This is a genomic window from Treponema lecithinolyticum ATCC 700332 (genome assembly GCA_000468055.1).
Taxonomy (GTDB): Bacteria; Spirochaetota; Spirochaetia; order Treponematales; family Treponemataceae; genus Treponema_C; species Treponema_C lecithinolyticum.
This window is the reverse complement of sequence record KI260561.1, coordinates 275556-291769: the sequence shown is the minus strand read 5'-3', so window position 1 is coordinate 291769 and position 16214 is coordinate 275556. Positions and strand designations below refer to the sequence as shown.

The 16214-nt window shown below is 49.2% G+C and carries 12 protein-coding genes; 7 read left to right on the top strand and 5 right to left on the bottom strand.

What is annotated here, in order from left to right; translation table 11 throughout:
- Nucleotides 1–30: 30 nt before the first annotated feature.
- The 5 genes from HMPREF9193_RS04065 to HMPREF9193_RS04045 all read left to right on the top strand — a co-directional run bounded on the left by HMPREF9193_RS04065 (nucleotide 31) and on the right by HMPREF9193_RS04045 (nucleotide 8493).
- The gene (locus tag HMPREF9193_RS04065; protein ID WP_021686802.1) at nucleotides 31–2487 is read left to right on the top strand and encodes an alpha-ketoacid dehydrogenase subunit alpha/beta; all 2457 of its coding nucleotides are present in this window, start codon (nucleotides 31–33) and stop codon (nucleotides 2485–2487) included.
- Between the two features lie 116 nt (nucleotides 2488–2603).
- Nucleotides 2604–3935 carry a PHP domain-containing protein gene (locus HMPREF9193_RS04060; protein ID WP_021686801.1) on the top strand — a complete coding sequence of 444 codons (1332 nt, stop codon included), beginning with the start codon at nucleotides 2604–2606 and terminating at the stop codon, nucleotides 3933–3935.
- A gap of 7 nt (nucleotides 3936–3942) precedes the next feature.
- Nucleotides 3943–5157, top strand: a complete 1215-nt coding sequence (locus HMPREF9193_RS04055; RefSeq protein ID WP_021686800.1) for an SDR family NAD(P)-dependent oxidoreductase — start codon at nucleotides 3943–3945, stop codon at nucleotides 5155–5157.
- Between the two features lie 233 nt (nucleotides 5158–5390).
- Nucleotides 5391–6911, top strand: coding sequence for an FGGY family carbohydrate kinase (locus HMPREF9193_RS04050; protein WP_040847563.1), 1521 nt, complete (start codon nucleotides 5391–5393; stop codon nucleotides 6909–6911).
- Nucleotides 6912–7230: 319 nt separating this feature from the next.
- Nucleotides 7231–8493 (top strand): zinc-binding dehydrogenase, encoded by a 1263-nt coding sequence (locus tag HMPREF9193_RS04045; RefSeq protein WP_021686798.1) that lies wholly within the window; start codon nucleotides 7231–7233, stop codon nucleotides 8491–8493.
- On the opposite strand, the gene HMPREF9193_RS04040 is transcribed toward HMPREF9193_RS04045, so the two are convergent.
- Together HMPREF9193_RS04040 and ftsH are read right to left on the bottom strand one after the other, a co-directional pair.
- On the bottom strand, nucleotides 8488–9534 hold the full coding sequence (locus tag HMPREF9193_RS04040; protein WP_021686797.1) for an ABC transporter permease: 1047 nt from the start codon (nucleotides 9532–9534) through the stop codon (nucleotides 8488–8490). The genes HMPREF9193_RS04045 and HMPREF9193_RS04040 overlap by 6 nt on opposite strands.
- Before the next feature lie 21 nt (nucleotides 9535–9555).
- Nucleotides 9556–11544: an ATP-dependent zinc metalloprotease FtsH gene (gene ftsH / locus HMPREF9193_RS04035; protein ID WP_021686796.1), complete on the bottom strand. Its 1989-nt coding sequence runs from the start codon at nucleotides 11542–11544 to the stop codon at nucleotides 9556–9558.
- Nucleotides 11545–11691: 147 nt separating this feature from the next.
- Here ftsH and fliS point away from each other — a divergent pair, with 147 nt between their 5' ends.
- A complete protein-coding gene (fliS, locus tag HMPREF9193_RS04030; protein ID WP_021686795.1) occupies nucleotides 11692–12132 on the top strand; it encodes a flagellar export chaperone FliS in 441 nt (146 codons plus the stop codon).
- Between the two features lie 8 nt (nucleotides 12133–12140).
- A complete protein-coding gene (locus HMPREF9193_RS04025; protein WP_021686794.1) occupies nucleotides 12141–12617 on the top strand; it encodes a hypothetical protein in 477 nt (158 codons plus the stop codon).
- A gap of 10 nt (nucleotides 12618–12627) precedes the next feature.
- On the opposite strand, the gene HMPREF9193_RS04020 is transcribed toward HMPREF9193_RS04025, so the two are convergent.
- The 3 genes from HMPREF9193_RS04020 to HMPREF9193_RS04010 all read right to left on the bottom strand — a co-directional run bounded on the left by HMPREF9193_RS04020 (nucleotide 12628) and on the right by HMPREF9193_RS04010 (nucleotide 15825).
- Complete coding sequence (locus HMPREF9193_RS04020) at nucleotides 12628–12813, bottom strand: hypothetical protein (RefSeq protein WP_156882449.1); 186 nt, start codon at nucleotides 12811–12813, stop codon at nucleotides 12628–12630.
- Between the two features lie 249 nt (nucleotides 12814–13062).
- Entirely contained in the window at nucleotides 13063–15312 is a 2250-nt protein-coding gene (locus HMPREF9193_RS04015; RefSeq protein WP_021686792.1) for a formylglycine-generating enzyme family protein, read from the bottom strand.
- A gap of 24 nt (nucleotides 15313–15336) precedes the next feature.
- The gene (locus tag HMPREF9193_RS04010) at nucleotides 15337–15825 is read right to left on the bottom strand and encodes a hypothetical protein (protein ID WP_021686791.1); all 489 of its coding nucleotides are present in this window, start codon (nucleotides 15823–15825) and stop codon (nucleotides 15337–15339) included.
- Nucleotides 15826–16214 lie beyond the last annotated feature (389 nt).

Sequence of the window (16214 nt, the reverse complement as noted above, 5' to 3'; positions counted from 1 at the left end):
AAGTCATATTATTGAAAAGGAGTATATAGTATGCCGAAATCATTATTCGTAGACCCTAAAAAGGTAAGAAAAGCGGAAAAGTTGAAAATCAAAGACATTCCGGTAAATCAGTATCAAAGCGATTTTGAAAAAGAATTAAAAACCTACGGAGCCGAAAAACTTAAACGGATTTTGTACGATATGCAGACAATCCGTGCGTTCGAAACCATGCTCAACACGTTTAAAACGCAGGGCGCATGGGAAAACATCGAATACAACCACAAAGGCCCTGCCCACCTTTCGATGGGACAGGAAGCGGCCGCCGTCGGTCAGTGCGTCAATTTGGGAATCGACGACTTTATTTTCGGTTCGCACCGCAGCCACGGCGAAATTTTGGCAAAGTGCTATTCGGCGGTTGAAAAATTAAGCGAAAAAGAACTCGAAAAAATCATGAAAGAATTTTTAGGCGGCGATACGCTTAAGATGGCCGAAAAAATTTCGTACAAAAACGTAAAAGATTTGGCCGAAAACTTCGTTTTGTACGGAACCCTTGCCGAAATTTTTGCACGCAACGCGGGCTTTAACCGCGGCTTGGGCGGCTCCATGCACGCCTATTTTTTGCCCTTCGGTTCAATGCCGAATAACGCAATCGTAGGCGGTTCGGCCGACATAGCGACGGGAGCCGCGCTTTTCAAACGCATCAATAAAAAAAACGGCATTGTCGTTTCCAATGTGGGAGACGCGGCCTTGGGCTGCGGTCCGGTATGGGAAGCGATGATGATGGCGGCAATGGACCAATACAAAACGCTGTGGCCCGAATCGGCCGGGGGCGCGCCGCCTATTTTGTTTAACTTTTTCAACAACTTTTACGGTATGGGCGGACAAACCTGCGGCGAAACGATGGGCTACGGTTATGTTGCGCGGGTCGGCGCGGGCGTCAATCCGCAAAACATGCACGCCGAGCGCGTAGACGGCTACAATCCGCTCGCCGTTGCGGACGCAATCGCGCGCAAAAAAGCGATTTTGCTTAAAGGCGACGGCCCCGTACTCTTGGACACAATCACCTACCGCGTGTCGGGACACTCGCCTTCGGACGCTTCAAGCTACCGCACAAAAGAAGAAATCGACGCTTGGCAAAAAGCGGACGCGATTGAAGAATACAAAGCCTACCTTATAAAGAACAAACTTATCACAAAGGCCGACGCCGAAAAGCAGGAAAATTCAATCCGCGAAAAGCTGATTCAGGTTGTAAAATTGGCAACGGACGACAAAGAAAGTCCGCGCGCGAGCGCCTCTTTTATAGAATCGGTTATGTTTTCGAACACAAAGGCCGACAAATTAGCCGACGCAAAGCCCGAAGTGCTCGACGTCAATCCCGAAACGAACGTACGCTTAAAAGCGATTTCAGGAAAAATCAGAAGCGCATTCGACGCGGACGGCAAACCGCTTTCGAAAAACAAAATGTTCCAGTACCGCGACGGTTTGTTCGAAGCGATGTTCCACCGCTTTGTAACCGATCCGACGATGGCCGCATGGGGCGAAGAAAACCGCGATTGGGGCGGAGCTTTCGCCGTGTACCGCGGCTTAACCGAAGCGCTGCCGTACAACCGCCTGTTCAACAGCCCCATTTCCGAAGCGGCGATTGTCGGCGCGGGAGTCGGCTACGCGATGAGCGGCGGACGCGCGGTTGTGGAATTGATGTACTGCGATTTTATGGGACGCGCGGGAGATGAAATATTCAACCAAGCTTCAAAATGGCAGTCGATGTCCGCAGGACTTTTGAAAATGCCGCTTACCGTACGCGTTTCGGTCGGCAACAAATACGGCGCCCAGCACAGTCAGGACTGGAGCGCTCTGGTCGCTGCAATTCCCGGCCTTAAAGCGGTATTCCCCGCAACGCCCTACGACGCAAAGGGTATGCTGAACTACGCGCTGCGCGGCACGGATCCGGTTATTTTCTTCGAAAGCCAAAAGCTCTATGATAAAGGCGAAGAATTCGAAAAAGAAGTTCCGGCCGGTTACTACGAAATTCCGGAAGGAGAACCGGCAATCCGCAAAACCGGCACAGACATCACGATCGCAACACTGGGTGCCACGCTGTACACCGCAATGAACGCCGCGAAAACGCTTAAAGAACAATACGGCATGGATGCCGAAATTATCGACATCCGCTGGATTAATCCGCTAAACTACGAAAAAATTGTCGAATCGGTAAAGAAAACCGGTAAGCTTTTGCTCGTAAGCGATGCGGCCGAACGCGGCTCTTTTATGCACACGGTTGCTTCGAATATGAGTGCGCTCGCCTTCGATTATTTGGACGCTCCGGTTGCCGTGCTGGGAAGCCGCAACTGGATAACGCCCGCTCCCGAATGCGAACACTATTATTTCCCGAGCGTCGATTGGATTTTGGATACGATTCACGAGCGCATTATTCCGTTAAAAGGATATACGCCCAAATCGGTTCAAACGACAATGGATATTTTGCGCAAAAATCGTCAAGGAGTCTAAACCCCGCGTGTAAAACACTTACGCGTTTAAAAAATCGATAAAACGGCTGCTGGAAACGCAGATTTTCGGCGGCCGCCTTTGCGCAATTATTGCGCATTTATAATGTAAGGGAAACTATGAACGATTACGGAAAAATAAACGATTCCAAACTGTCCGGCGAAAAACGACTTGCCGCACTCAAAGCATGGGTCGAAAAAAACGGCAGGGAGCTTGTGCCCTTAAACGTCCAGACAAACAATCACATTCATACCGTATACAGCTTCAGTCCCTACACGCCGGCAATGGCCGCTTTAAAAGCGCGCGAAGCGGGCCTTGCGGTTGCAGGTTCCGTCGACCATGATTCCGTATCGGCAGCCGAAGAAATGACCGAAGCTTGCGGCCTTTTGGGCTTGGGAGTCGTTACGGGCTTTGAAGTGCGCGTAAGTTTTAAACATACGCGTTTTGCCGACGTAAAACTGAACAATCCCGATTCCAAGGGCATTGCATACATGACGGTGCAGGGCATTCCCTCATCGAAAAGAAAACTCGCCGCTTTATTTTTGCAGCCGATTTGCAAAGCGCGCAAAAAGCGCAATATCGCGATGACCGCTTCTTTAAACGAAATTATCACGGAAGCCGGTCTTAAGCCGCTGTCGTACGAAAAAGACATAGAGCCCTTGTCAAAATCCGACGAGGCGGGAAGCGTTACCGAACGGCATATTTTATACGCGCTCGCGCACCGCTTTATCGACACTTACGGAACGGGCGAAGAACTTTTAAAGAATTTAAAAGCGCGCTTTAATTTGTACATCGGCGGGAAAACCGCGGAGCGCCTCGCCGACGCTTCAAATCCGCATTATGCGTACGATTTACTCGGTGCGCTAAAAAGCGAATTTTTGCCGCGCATCTTCATTCAGCCCGACAGCAGCGAATGCATTCCGGCCGAAACCGTTACCGCGTTTGCCCAAGCGATAGGAGCCGTTCCCGCATACGCATATTTGGGCGACATAACCGAATCGCCCACGGGCGACAAAAAAGCCGAAAAATTTGAAGACGATTTTTTGGACGATTTATTCCCCGTGCTCAAAGAACTGGGCTACCTTGCCGTAACGTACATGCCGCCGCGCAACACAAAGCAGCAGCTTTTGCGCTTGCGCAAATTGTGCGAAAAATACGGTTTTATGGAAATATCCGGCGTCGACATAAACAGTTCGCGTCAGGATTTTTCGTGTCCCGAATTGCTCGAAAAAGAATTCGAAAATCTTATCGACGCGACATGGGCTTTGGCGGCGCATGAAAAACTTGCCTCATACAAAAACGAATACGGTTTGTTTTCCGCCGAAAATCCTTTGGCGCACGAAACACTTGCCAAGCGACTTGCCGTATATGCCGGCTTGGGCAAAAAACTTAAACCGGCGGGAACGCTGAGCGCCGAACAGGCGGCTTTATCATTAACACAGGAGCGATAAAAGAAATATGACACACGCAGCATTTTTTGCGCCGATTATCCGCGGCGCGATTATAAACCTTGTGCAAAAACCGTGGATCGTACAAAGTGTCGGTTCGGCGCAATCCGCACAAAAAGAACGGAAAGCTTCATTGCGCATCGCTTTTGAAGACGCGCCGAACGACGAAACGCAGGCGGCCGCAGCCGTAAAAAAGGCTTTCGCTTCGATTCACAACGGCGCCGTTCCCGCATGCATTGAACTTTCGGTTGAAGGAAAAACCGAGCGCTTTTTAACGGCACCCGACACGCTCTCTCTTGCGCAAGCCGAAAGCGGTGCGGTAAACGAATGGAACTGCGCTTGTTCCGGCGGCGAAAAAGAAGAGACGGCAAAAGCCTGCGCCTCTTGCGCTTCACGTGCCGACGTCGTAAAAAACAAAACAGCCCTCGTAACCGGCGGCGCACAGGGCTTCGGCGAAGAGCTGGTGCGCGGTTTGGTAAAGCAGGGCGCCGTCGTCTTTATTGCCGATTTAAACCTTGAAGGCGCCGAAAAACTTGCCGCCGCTTTAAACGCCGAAGAAAAAAAACAAACAGCCTTTGCCGTTAAAGTAAACGTCGCCGATGAAGAATCCGTGGAAAATATGTTCGAAACGGCCGCTCTTACCTGCGGCGGCTTGGATTTGTGCATAAGCAATGCGGGCGTCCTTCGCGCTTCAAGCATTTTGGAGCAGGACATGGCCTCGTTCCGTTTTGTTACCGATATAAACTACACAGCCTTTGCCGTCGTAACGAAGCACTGCGCACGCCTTATGAAGCGCCAATACGCGGTCGCCCCTTCATGGCCGACCGACATCATTCAAATCAATTCAAAGTCGGGCTTGGAAGGCTCGAATAAAAACGGCTCTTATGCCGGAGGCAAATTCGGCGGCATAGGATTGGTTGAAAGTTTTGCGCTGGAATTGGTCGCCTACGGTATTAAAGTGAACGCAATATGCCCCGGAAACTTTTTCGACGGACCGCTGTGGTCGGATCCGGAAAAAGGCTTGTTCGTGCAGTACTTAAAAGCCGGCAAAGTTCCCGGCGCACAAACGGTTGCCGACGTAAAAGCCTTTTACGAAGCAAAGGTTCCGATGAATAGAGGCTGTTCCGGCCCGGACGTTTTAAAAGCCGTACTCTACCTTGTCGAACAGACATACGAAACGGGTCAAGCACTTCCGGTAACCGGCGGACAGGTTATGCTGCATTAAATAAGGAGAGCGATAAAAAGCGCCGTCTAAAATGGCGCCGTCATAAACAGATGTACTTCCGTGTACATCTGTTTATAGCGAATTTTGGTGAAACCAAAATATCGCTTCTGTATGATTTAACCGCCGTCCTTGGCGGCGATATTTACTGCGCTTTCTCAACTGACGTTTGCGAAAGCGCGAAAAAACTTTTTCGGAAGCCCAAGCTTCCTGCAAAAGTTTTTTTAGGAGAAGTTATGAGCTATGCTGTTGCCGTTATAGACATCGGCATGACGAACAAAAAAGTTGCCGTATACGATGAAAACCTGCATCAGCTCGATGCGGTGTACAAAACGTTCGAACCGCTGAAAGTCCGCGAGCCGGACACCGGCGCTCAAGTCGAAGCGCACGATTTGGCGGGAATGGAAGATTGGTTTTTCGAGCAATTGCGCACCTTCGCGCAAAAGTATCCGATTAAAGCGCTGTCGGTAACGACGCACGGGGCAACCTTTGTCTGCATCGATAAGGACGGAAAAGTGTGCGTTCCGTCGATTCTTTACACGCACGAGCCGGGCGAACAATTCCAGAACGAATTTTATAAAAAATGCGGAAGCAAAGCCGACTTGCAGCGCAGCACGTATACGCCGCCGTTCGGGTCGCTCATAAATCCCGCAAAGGGCATTATGTATTTGCAAAAACATTTTGCCGCGGAATTCGCCAAAACACGCACTATTTTGAATTTTCCCCAGTATTGGGGCTACGTGTTTACCGGCATTGCGGGAACCGAACCGACGTATTGCGGCTGTCACAGCTATTTGTGGGACCACAAAAAAAGCGATTGGTCGCCCGTAACCGATACGTTGGGAATCCGGCATCTTCTTCCGACGAAGTATAAAAATACGTGCGAAGCGCTCGGCACACTGACCGAGGAAGCGGCAAAATGCTCCGGCCTCGACCGGTCGACCCTCGTAACCATGGGAATCCACGATTCAAACGCATCGCTTTTACCCTACCTTGCAAAAGACGACACGGGCGACTTTGTGCTCAATTCGACGGGCACTTGGTGCGTATGCATGCACCCGCAGGACGAATTGGCTTTTAACGAAGACGACATCGGAAAAATCGTCTTTTTCAACCAATCGGCGTTCCGCCGTCCCATAAAAACCGCCATCTTTGTGGGCGGCATGGAATTCGACACGTATATAAGTTTGTACAAAAAAGTACACAATACGGAACAATTTCCCTCGTTCGATTTCGGCAAAACGCAGGAAGTATTAAATGAAAAAGACACCTTCCTTATGCCCGAAATCGTTGCGGGTTCCGGACAGTTCACTGGTTCAAAGCCGGGCATCCGCGAACGCGGCACCTTTTATTCCCTTGAAGGCATGCAAAAGGGTGTAAAATTACCCCACATTATACGGGATGAACAGCGCTTTTTTGCCCTGCTCGATTTATCGCTGGTTATACAAACCGAAACCGCGCTTCGGCGTTCGGGACTAAAAAAAGGCACGAAGGTCTTTACGGAAGGAGGTTTCCGCAAAAACAAATTATACAACGCCCTGCTTGCTTCGGCGCTTCCGGAAAACGAAATATTTTTAACCGGCATTGCCGAAGCGACCGCATGCGGTGCGGCGATAGCGGCCGTTATGGCTTTAAGCGGCAAACCGATACGCGAACTGGGCAAAAACGCCGACATAGCCTACACGGCGGTCGAAAAAGCGCCCGTAACCGGCTACGAAGCGTATAAAAAAGCATGGATGAATGAAACAAAGGTTTAACTTCGACCGCTGCATTTTATAGAACGATAAAAAGTGCTCGGTTACTTACGACTTGAGAACCGGGGGGGGGCAATTCTCAGTGCAGGTTTGAAAATCGGACTTCCCTGTCCGATTTTTAACGTGAGTTTGTCTTCGCAAAACTCGGAACCGTATTGCTTTTACTGCCATCCGTGGCAGTTTTGTGGATAGGTTGGGATTCTTAAGGGCGGGAGCCCTTAAGCGTCATTTGGAAGATAGAAGGGGTTTTAGGGGAAGGAAGAAACTTTTAGTCGCAAAAGTGTCTTCCTTCCCCTAAATAAAAGTTTTTATAGGAGTATGTATGAAAACAAAAGCTGTACGTTTATACGGTGTAAACGATTTGAGGCTGGAAGAATTCGAACTTCCGCCCATTAAAGACGACGAAATCCTTGCGGAAGTCGTTTCCGACTCGGTATGTATGTCGAGCCACAAACTTGCCATGCAGGGCGACGCGCATAAACGTGTGCGCGCAAAGCTGTCCGAAAATCCGGTTATTATCGGGCATGAATTTTGCGGAACGCTGGTTGAAGTCGGCAAAAAATGGCAGCACCAATTTAAGGCGGGACAAAAGTTCGCCATACAGCCCGCACTGAACAAAGACGGCACGCTGTGGGCGCCCGGCTATTCATACGCCCATATCGGAGGCGATGCAACCTATATCATTATTCCTGCCGAAGTTATGGAGCTGGGCTGCCTTTTGGAATACAAGGCCGACAACTTTTTTATGGGCTCGCTTTCGGAGCCGGTATCCTGTGTTGTCGGAGCCTTCCACGCACAGTACCACACCACAGCGGGAAGCTACGAACACCGTATGGGAATCGTCGAAGGCGGCTCGCTTGCTTTGCTTGCCGGCGTCGGTCCTATGGGCCTGACTGCAATCGATTATGCTGTTCACAATCCGCGCAAACCCGGTTTTTTGGTTGTAACCGACATCGACGATGCGCGCTTAAAGCGGGCGGAAAGCTTACTGCCCCCCTCGGAAGCGGCAAAGTACGGAGTAAAACTCGTGTATGTGAACACGCGCGATATAGCAAATCCCGTTGAAAAATTAAAAGAACTTAACGGCGGCAAACTCTACGACGATGTATTCGTATTTGCGCCCGTAAAGCCCGTTGTGGAACTGGGCGACAGCTTGTGCGGCAAAGACGGCTGTTTGAACTTTTTTGCAGGCCCCACCGACCCGTCGTTCAGCGCGATGTACAACTTTTACAACGTGCACTACGAAGCCCACCACGTAGTCGGCACTTCGGGCGGCAATACCGACGACATAAAAGAATCTTTGCACATGATGGCCAAAGGCGAACTCAACCCGGTTACGATGATTACGCACGTAGGCGGACTCGACCAAGTCGCCGACACGGTTATCAATTTGGATAAGATTCCCGGCGGCAAAAAGCTGATTTATACGCATAAAAAGCTGCCGCTGACCGCTTTAACCGATTTTGAAGAAAAAGGCAAAACCGATCCCCTGTTCGCCGCGCTGGCAAAAATCGTGCAAAAAAGCGATATGCTGTGGTCAAAAGAAGCCGAGGATTACCTTTTGGAGCACGCGCCGGATTTATAATCGGTTAATGTTCGCACCGGTAATACCGCTATTACCGGTATTTGCCGTTTTTTTTCTTTTAACGATATCAATCCACACCATTGTCAAAGGAATAAGCGTGCGGAATGCCAGCGTTACAAAACGGTTTATACCCACAAAGTCTGCCGTATACATAAACGCGCTGTAAATAAAAGTGCAGGCAGCGACTGCAGCCCAGCTGCCCCGAGCGCCAAACAGCGACAGCGAAGCGGTAAAACATACGGCAAGCGTATGCAGTTCAAATTCGCCTGCCGATAAAGAGGCAATACTTCCCGCCCGTGCAGTAATCATCATGCCGCTTAAAGCAAAAAGGCTCGATACTGTGCCAAATAAAAACATGGTTTTTTTTAAGTCTTGCACAACGGAACGCCCGGGAGCGTCAGCTTCGGGTAAAAACCGCTTTATTCCCGCACGCAGGGCAAAAAAAACAAAAAGCGAAAAAATTACGGATATGGGAATCGAAAGCGTAGGGTTTACTCCGATATAACCTACACCGAACAAAGTATACTGACGGGTAAAACCTTCGAGTACGCGTAATTGCATATCTTTTGTACATAAGTATATATGCGTTAGCGCAGTCAATACGCTGCCGGTTGCAAAAGTGGCAAACCACGGCGGAAGCGACACGCGTTTTATTAAAAAACCGTTAAGCATACCCACCGCAAAAAACAAAACCGTTACAAAAGGAATGACTGCAAAAGCCGGAAACGGCGGCAAAAAAGCAAACATTCTGCCGGCACTTTCCGGCGCTTGCATAAAAGAGCTTGCAATAGCCGCCGCAAAACAAGCCGAAGCTCCGGCGGAAAAGTCTATGTAGCCGGAAAACAAACACAGCGCCATAGCCGACGCAGAAACTAAAAGGGGTGCCGCATCGGACAGTATATTGCGTATATTGCGCACCGAAATTAAACTGGTGTCAATAACGGCAAAAACAACAACACATAAACATAAAAAGCATGCGGCGGCGTATTGCAAAACAAACCGCCTTAAGCGCACAAAAAAAGGGTCGGGTATAAAATCCATAAAATTCCTGCCGCCGTCCGTTTAGGCTTTTACCGCAAGGTCGGCTTCCGCCTTTATAATATCGTTAAACTCGCTTTGTTCTATAATTTCTTTTTCCAACAAGCGGTTTGCAATGTATTCCATTACGCGCTGTTTTTCTTTTAACAGTTTAGTTACCCGCGCAAAACGTTCCGCCATAATGCGTGCTAACTCTTCGTCTATGTACTGTTGAGTTTTTTCCGAGTACTCGCGTATAAGGCGCGGCTCTTCGCTCCCGTATGCACCGCCGCGTTTTGACAGCACAACGTTTTCAAAGCGGTCGCTCATACCGTAATCGGTAAGCATACTGCGCGCAATATCGGTTGCCCGCTGCAAGTCGTTTCCCGCGCCCGTAGACACTTCGCCGAAAGTAACTAATTCAGCCGCACGTCCGCCGAGCAATACGTCGATTTCGCCGTATAGTTCTTTTTGGCTTTTAAGGTAGCGGTCGTCTTCGGGCATTTGCAGCGTATACCCCAAAGCGGCAACACCTCGCGGTATAATGGATATTTTATGCACAGGATCGGCACCTTCGGTAAAAGCTGCCGTAAGCGCGTGTCCCGTTTCATGAAAAGCAACTATACGCCGCTCATTTTCTTTTATAACACGGCTCTTTTTTTGTAAACCGGCAATGGCTTTTTCTACGGCTTCATCAAAATCTTCCATGCTTACTAATTTGCGCCCGCCGCGCACCGCCAAAAGAGCAGCTTCATTTACCACATTGGCAAGGTCTGCACCGGCAAAACCCGATGTGGTACGGGCAATGGCAGCCAAATCCACATCCTGTCCGAGTTTTACGTTTTTTGCATGGATTTTTAAAATAGCTTCTCTACCCTTTACGTCGGGGCGGTCTACTACAACTTGGCGGTCGAAGCGGCCGGGGCGCAAAAGAGCCGGGTCGAGTACATCGGGGCGGTTTGTCGCCGCCAAAAGAATAAGACCGGTTGAGTTATCGAAGCCGTCCATTTCAACCAATAATTGGTTCAGCGTTTGTTCACGCTCGTCGTTACCGCCGCTTACCGAGTTAATGCGGCTTTTGCCGATAGCGTCCAATTCGTCAATAAAAACAATACACGGGGCTTTGTCGCGCGCTTGCTTAAAAAGATCGCGCACGCGGCTTGCACCCACGCCCACAAACATTTCAACAAAATCGGACCCGGAAATACGGAAAAAAGGAACGCCGGCTTCGCCTGCTACGGCGCGCGCCAAAAGCGTTTTACCCGTTCCCGGAGGACCTACCAAAAGCACGCCTTTGGGAATCTTTCCGCCGATTTCGGTATATTTTTGCGGCGATTTTAAAAAGTCCACCACTTCAACCAATTCTTCTTTTGCTTCGTCAACGCCGGCAACATCGGCAAAACGGGTGGTAACCTTTCCTTCTTCAACGGCTGCTGCTCGGCTTTGTCCGGCAGAAAAAATACTTCCGCCCAAACCGCCCATACGTTTAAAAACAAAGTGATAAATTAAAAATAAAAGTCCTACCGGCACTACCAAATTAAACAGCACTTGCAAAAGCACGCTTCGCTGATTTTTAACGGCTTTGTATGCAACGTTTTTTTCGTCGAGTAAAGTTAAAAAATCTTCGGTTAAAATACCGACGGTTTTATACGTTTTAGCCTGTGCGGAAGCGGATGAAAACAAAAAGGGAGAAATACCGTCCGCCGTTCCCCGCTGTGCCGAATTGTGCGTTGCGGAATCCGCACCGTAACCGATAAAATACGTATCACCCAGTTCAACCCGCACAATGTATCCGTCCGATATCAATTTTTTAAACTCTGAAAAATCGATTGCGGTATCGTTTTTTGTCATAAAAAACCAATTAAAAGCGGTTATAACGGCAAAAACACCTAAAAGAATAAGCCATAAAGGAAAACGGGGGCGTTTATAATTGCCGTCGTCCGGCGCAGGGTCGGTAGACAGCTTAAAAAAATCAAAAGGATTGTCGGGATTGTTTTTTTTATCTTTATTATCTTTGTTGTTTTTGTCGTTCATGCAAACCTCGCTTTTATAAATATACGCAATTACGCTTGTTTAGTCGAGTGATTTTATCTTTAATTTTAAAAGAAAAACATAAAGTCAGAAAAATAAAATGCCGATAAAGGAAAAAGGAATGTATCAGCACATTGTGGAGGGGATGTAATGGCATACACACAAGCATACGCCGCATACAGAGAAACGGGAGTTAAAACCGCAAGTCAGGGCAAACTGATTGTTATGCTGTATGAAGAAGCGCTTCGGCGTCTCGATAGCGCGTTGTCTTTGTACGGGAAAGAAGATAAAATAGAAGCTGCTTCGATAGAAAAATTCCACAACAATTTGGTTAAAACACAAGAAATACTGACCGAACTGATGGTGTCTTTGGACATGGAGCGCGGCGGAGAAATAGCTCAAAACCTTATGGCTTTGTACAGCTTTTTTAACCGTGAATTGATGGATATAAGCATGAGCCACGACCGCAAAAAACTTTTGTCGATTACTACCTTTATGCAGGAATTGTATACATCGTGGAACGCGGCGCTTTCCAACACTATGGCTGCGGAAAACACACCCCGTGCCGCTGCCGTAGACATAAATGGATAGATTCTGTAATGGCGGAACCACACTTAAGCGAGCAGGAATTAAACGAACGCGTGCGCATACTGCACAAACTGCGCGGATTACTCGAAGAACAGCGTACAAAATTCCGTGAATACCTGAACGTACTTGAAAAACAAGAACAAAGCATTGCTGATGAAGACACGGAAAAATTGCTCGCTCACACCGAACTGGAACAGCGTATTATCGGCGGTATCGGCAATTTGCAAAAAGTTATAAAACCCATGGAAGCATTGTACAAAAGTTCGCACGGCAGCTATTCGCAAACGGACATTCCCATACTGCAAGCAGACCTTGCACAACTGCAATCAAAAATACTTCAACAAAACGAAAAAAACCGCAATGCGTTGCGCACCCGTATCGACAGCGTCCGCTTAAAATTGGACAATGTGCGCAATCCCTACAAAAACACCCGTTCGGTTTACGCATCCGACGACCAAAACGCATCCTTAATAAATATTGAAACTTAAAACAATCCCCTCAAATAAACCCGTTAGCTGTTCCTGTTATACAAAGCGTCGGCACATTGGGCGACTTGTCTTTCAGTTTTTTCCCAAAAGGACTTGCATCGGAAGACGAACCTTTTAGGTCGGCAAGCAGTATAGTGCCGATTGTGTCTGCAAGAACGAGGAGTAAAAGTTTTTTGCATAGTTGAGGGGCTTGCATAAAGGGAAAAGGTATCCAAGAATGTACGTCCTGTACATTCTTGGGCTTCGAGTATTTGTGCTTCGCAAAAAACTCGGCGGACATTTGCCTGTACGGGCGTCCTGCCCGCAAGCTTCCGCACAAATCCTGTGCGGTGTTTCAGTTTAGATGCCCTTATCTACCAATTGCAGATAGCCGTATCTACTACTTATAGATGCTTGTATGCGGTACGTGTAGATACGGCGCCATGCGATGTTTTAGGCGGAAAGCCTAAAACTCATACCTGCACACTATGCGAAAGCCGGTAGTATCCTTGTTCTTGTCGGGTTCTTCACAGCCGCGAGACGCACAACAACACGCAGAGGCGAAGAAAGAGTAACCGCCGCCGCAGGTGGTGCGATTAGTGCCCGAAAGCGGCCCGACAGGATCGGTACCGCCCTCAGGCGTAGTCTGGATCCACCAATCCCAGCACCATTCGCTTACGTTGCCCGACATGTCAAAAAGACCGAACGGGTTTGCCTTTTTACGTCCCGCTTGGTGCGTTCTGCCGTATTCGTTCGCATCGTACCACGCGTAGTATGAAAGTTCGTCGCGGTCGCCAGTGCCCGCCCATTTCTGCCATGCAGTGCCGCTTTGGGCAGCCCACTCCCATTCGGCTTGGGTCGGCAAGCGGAAGCCTTTTTTGCTCATATCCATGACGGGCACATTGTGTGCCTGTGCATCTTCTACCGTGTAGGTATGCCCGTTATAGGTATACACGCATTGCGCTTCTCCCAAAGAGTAACAACAGCGCGTAAGCTCGTTGCAAAAAGCTATCGCATCAAACCAGCTTACCTGTTCTACCGGGCGCTTTTCTTGGCTCTCGCCTGATGCAGTCGGATGTGAGCTGCCCTGAAAGTAACTCGGATTGTGTGCCATTACCAACTCGTACAACTCTTGCGTAACTTCCGTTGTGCCTATATTATAGGCGGTTAAACTGACCTTATGCGGATCGTTGTAGACGTAGTAGTAGGCATCGCCTCCGACATAGCCGTCCGTTACCGCTTCTATCTTTTTCATATTGTAATCTTCATACGAACCGCCAGAGCCTATCGGTGCAAGATACCTCAGTCCGCCGTAATACGTAATTATTCGAGGTCTGACAAACGCATACACCGTGTCCGACGGCACGTTGCCGGCGTCGAACTCATAGGTATCGTTTATAAGCGCTCCGGTTTTATCATGCCAATGCCATTCCACCTCCGTATTTTTGAGAAGAGGATACTTATACTTAAGCCGGTCTTGTACGCCGTACCACAACCCGCGGTGCTTTGCGGTTACGGTGCCGAGCGTTACCGTTGCCCCCGTAATCCTGCCGTATGTAACGGTAAGCGCTATGGGCGGCGATATTCTGGCATACACCGTACGTGCATTCCCGTCGCTCGCTTTAAACGTATAGAAAAAGTCTATAAACTCCCCGCCTGCATTATCCAAATACCAGTGTATGGAGTGGTCTTCGGGAACGGTTACCAGTTTTTCAACCTGCTTTTGTACGTTGTGCCACTCATCGCCGTCGTATATGGTGATAGTGCCGGCGGTCTCCGGTGTACCCGAGCCTGAACCGTACGTAACGGTAAGCGTAATGCGCCGGTCGCCCGTTTTGGCAAAGACAGTGCGGTTTTGCCCGTCGGCTTTTTTAAACTCGTACTCGTCGGTCAACACAGGAGCACTTTCGCTTTCTCCCCGGTGCCACGCGGTTACGGCAATGTTTGAAGGATCGCTGACCTGTACCCTGTTTGCGGCCTGCTCTTTTATGTCCTGCCACTTTCTTCCGCTCAGCACAACAAGCGGCGTGCTATCCGGTACGCTCACGTTGCCGTCGCCCTTTACGGTGATGTTAATGCGCATGTCTTCCATATCGGCAAAGATGGTTGTGTCGTCGTCGAAGGTGTAGGTATCGTTCACCGGGTTGCCGTTCTTTTTCCATCCGTTACACTTAAAGCCGTAGTGCTCTTTGAGCGCAGCTTTGGCATAGGCTTTAAGAACCGAATTCCAAAGGGTTCCCTTGTTGACGCTGATCGACTTCGGCCCCAGTATGGCGCCTCCTTCTTCAGGCGTTACCTCGAAAGTGATTTTAACCTGCTCGCCCGAGCCCTGTATACTTGAAAGGTCGGGTAAGTCCGGCCGCGATTTGACAAACACGGTGGTGTCTTTAACAAACATGTCCGTGTCTTTAAGCTCCGGTGCGCTTTCGTCCTCGCCCAAGTGCCACGAGTCAATCAAAAAGTTCGGCTTGGCGCTGACCTTGCTTTTAACCGTTGACTGCGCTTCCGACCACTTGGCCCCCACCCGTACCGCAATCGGCTTCGACGGCAGGTTTATGTGCTCATCGCCTCTTACGGTGATGCTGACGGTAGAGCCGCCCCCGCCTCCGCCGCCCGCGCTGTTGGGGCATGCGGTAAAGACCAGTGCTGCGGTAAGTACGATGAATGCGGCTGTGATGAGCGCAGATGCCTTTGTCTTTGAATTACGTGTTTTCATAAATAACTCCTGTTTTCCAACCTATTACGGTTTCTTTGCCGCTTTAATTTCGGCTACGGTGGGCAAGCTTACCCGCTCAAGCATTGTTACAATGGTCTTACTGCCTTCGATTATGGTTATTGTTGCCGTGTTTCCGGTTAAGACAAACGGCAGAGATTCTCCGACTAACTTAAGCATATTGTTTTCAAAGGTATATTCTTCTTCCCACGGATCGCCTTTAAAAAGACCGTTTCCTCCGGGATTTGAATTTCCCTCTATTTTGAATGCGAGATATGCTTTACCTTCCGAAAAACAGTAATACAGCTGTCCAGTACCGCCGCCCGGATTAGGATTGGATATCGGATACGGTACCGGTGTTCCGCCGTTTACTGTTGAGGAAAGAGCTTTCCATACGCCGTCGATGTTGCCGCCTCCCGAACTGCTTCCGCCCGCGTTGTTCGGACAGCCGGTCATGCCGAATAGCGCAATGAGCGCTAAACCGATAAACAAGATTGTTTTTAGTTTGTATTTCATAAAAACCTCCTTAAAAAATGCTTTATTCAGGGAAGGGAAGACACTTTTTCGACTAAAAGTTTCTTCCCTTCCCTAAAACCCAACCCATCTTCCAAATAACGCTTAGGGCTTAGCCAGCCCTAAGAACCCGGCCTTATCTGCTAATGTTCCGACACGAGGTCGGGAACGCTGTACGTAACCGATGTTTCGGCAGGCGTAAGCCTGACGAAACTCGCGTTGAAAAGTGCACACGGAGGTGCACTTTTCATACCCGCACTGCCAAAGGCCTCGCAGTATTGCTACGCCGGCTCGCAATACCTTTGGAATCCGGCCTTATTTGCAATACGGCCACGGATGGCAGCAAAAGCCATCCGTTTCCGAGTTTGCGGAGCAAACTCGAGTTGTGAATT

Excerpts from the sequence above, each read along its gene's own strand:
- HMPREF9193_RS04065 (WP_021686802.1), top strand. The coding sequence starts at position 31 with ATGCCGAAATCATTATTCGTAGACCCTAAAAAGGTAAGAAAAGCGGAA.
- fliS (WP_021686795.1), top strand. The coding sequence starts at position 11,692 with ATGGCATACACACAAGCATACGCCGCATACAGAGAAACGGGAGTTAAA.
- HMPREF9193_RS04040 (WP_021686797.1), bottom strand. The coding sequence starts at position 9,534 with ATGGATTTTATACCCGACCCTTTTTTTGTGCGCTTAAGGCGGTTTGTT.
- HMPREF9193_RS04015 (WP_021686792.1), bottom strand. The coding sequence starts at position 15,312 with ATGAAAACACGTAATTCAAAGACAAAGGCATCTGCGCTCATCACAGCC.
- HMPREF9193_RS04045 (WP_021686798.1), top strand. The coding sequence starts at position 7,231 with ATGAAAACAAAAGCTGTACGTTTATACGGTGTAAACGATTTGAGGCTG.
- HMPREF9193_RS04020 (WP_156882449.1), bottom strand. The coding sequence starts at position 12,813 with ATGCAAGCCCCTCAACTATGCAAAAAACTTTTACTCCTCGTTCTTGCA.
- HMPREF9193_RS04025 (WP_021686794.1), top strand. The coding sequence starts at position 12,141 with ATGGCGGAACCACACTTAAGCGAGCAGGAATTAAACGAACGCGTGCGC.
- HMPREF9193_RS04050 (WP_040847563.1), top strand. The coding sequence starts at position 5,391 with ATGAGCTATGCTGTTGCCGTTATAGACATCGGCATGACGAACAAAAAA.
- HMPREF9193_RS04010 (WP_021686791.1), bottom strand. The coding sequence starts at position 15,825 with ATGAAATACAAACTAAAAACAATCTTGTTTATCGGTTTAGCGCTCATT.
- ftsH (WP_021686796.1), bottom strand. The coding sequence starts at position 11,544 with ATGAACGACAAAAACAACAAAGATAATAAAGATAAAAAAAACAATCCC.
- HMPREF9193_RS04055 (WP_021686800.1), top strand. The coding sequence starts at position 3,943 with ATGACACACGCAGCATTTTTTGCGCCGATTATCCGCGGCGCGATTATA.
- HMPREF9193_RS04060 (WP_021686801.1), top strand. The coding sequence starts at position 2,604 with ATGAACGATTACGGAAAAATAAACGATTCCAAACTGTCCGGCGAAAAA.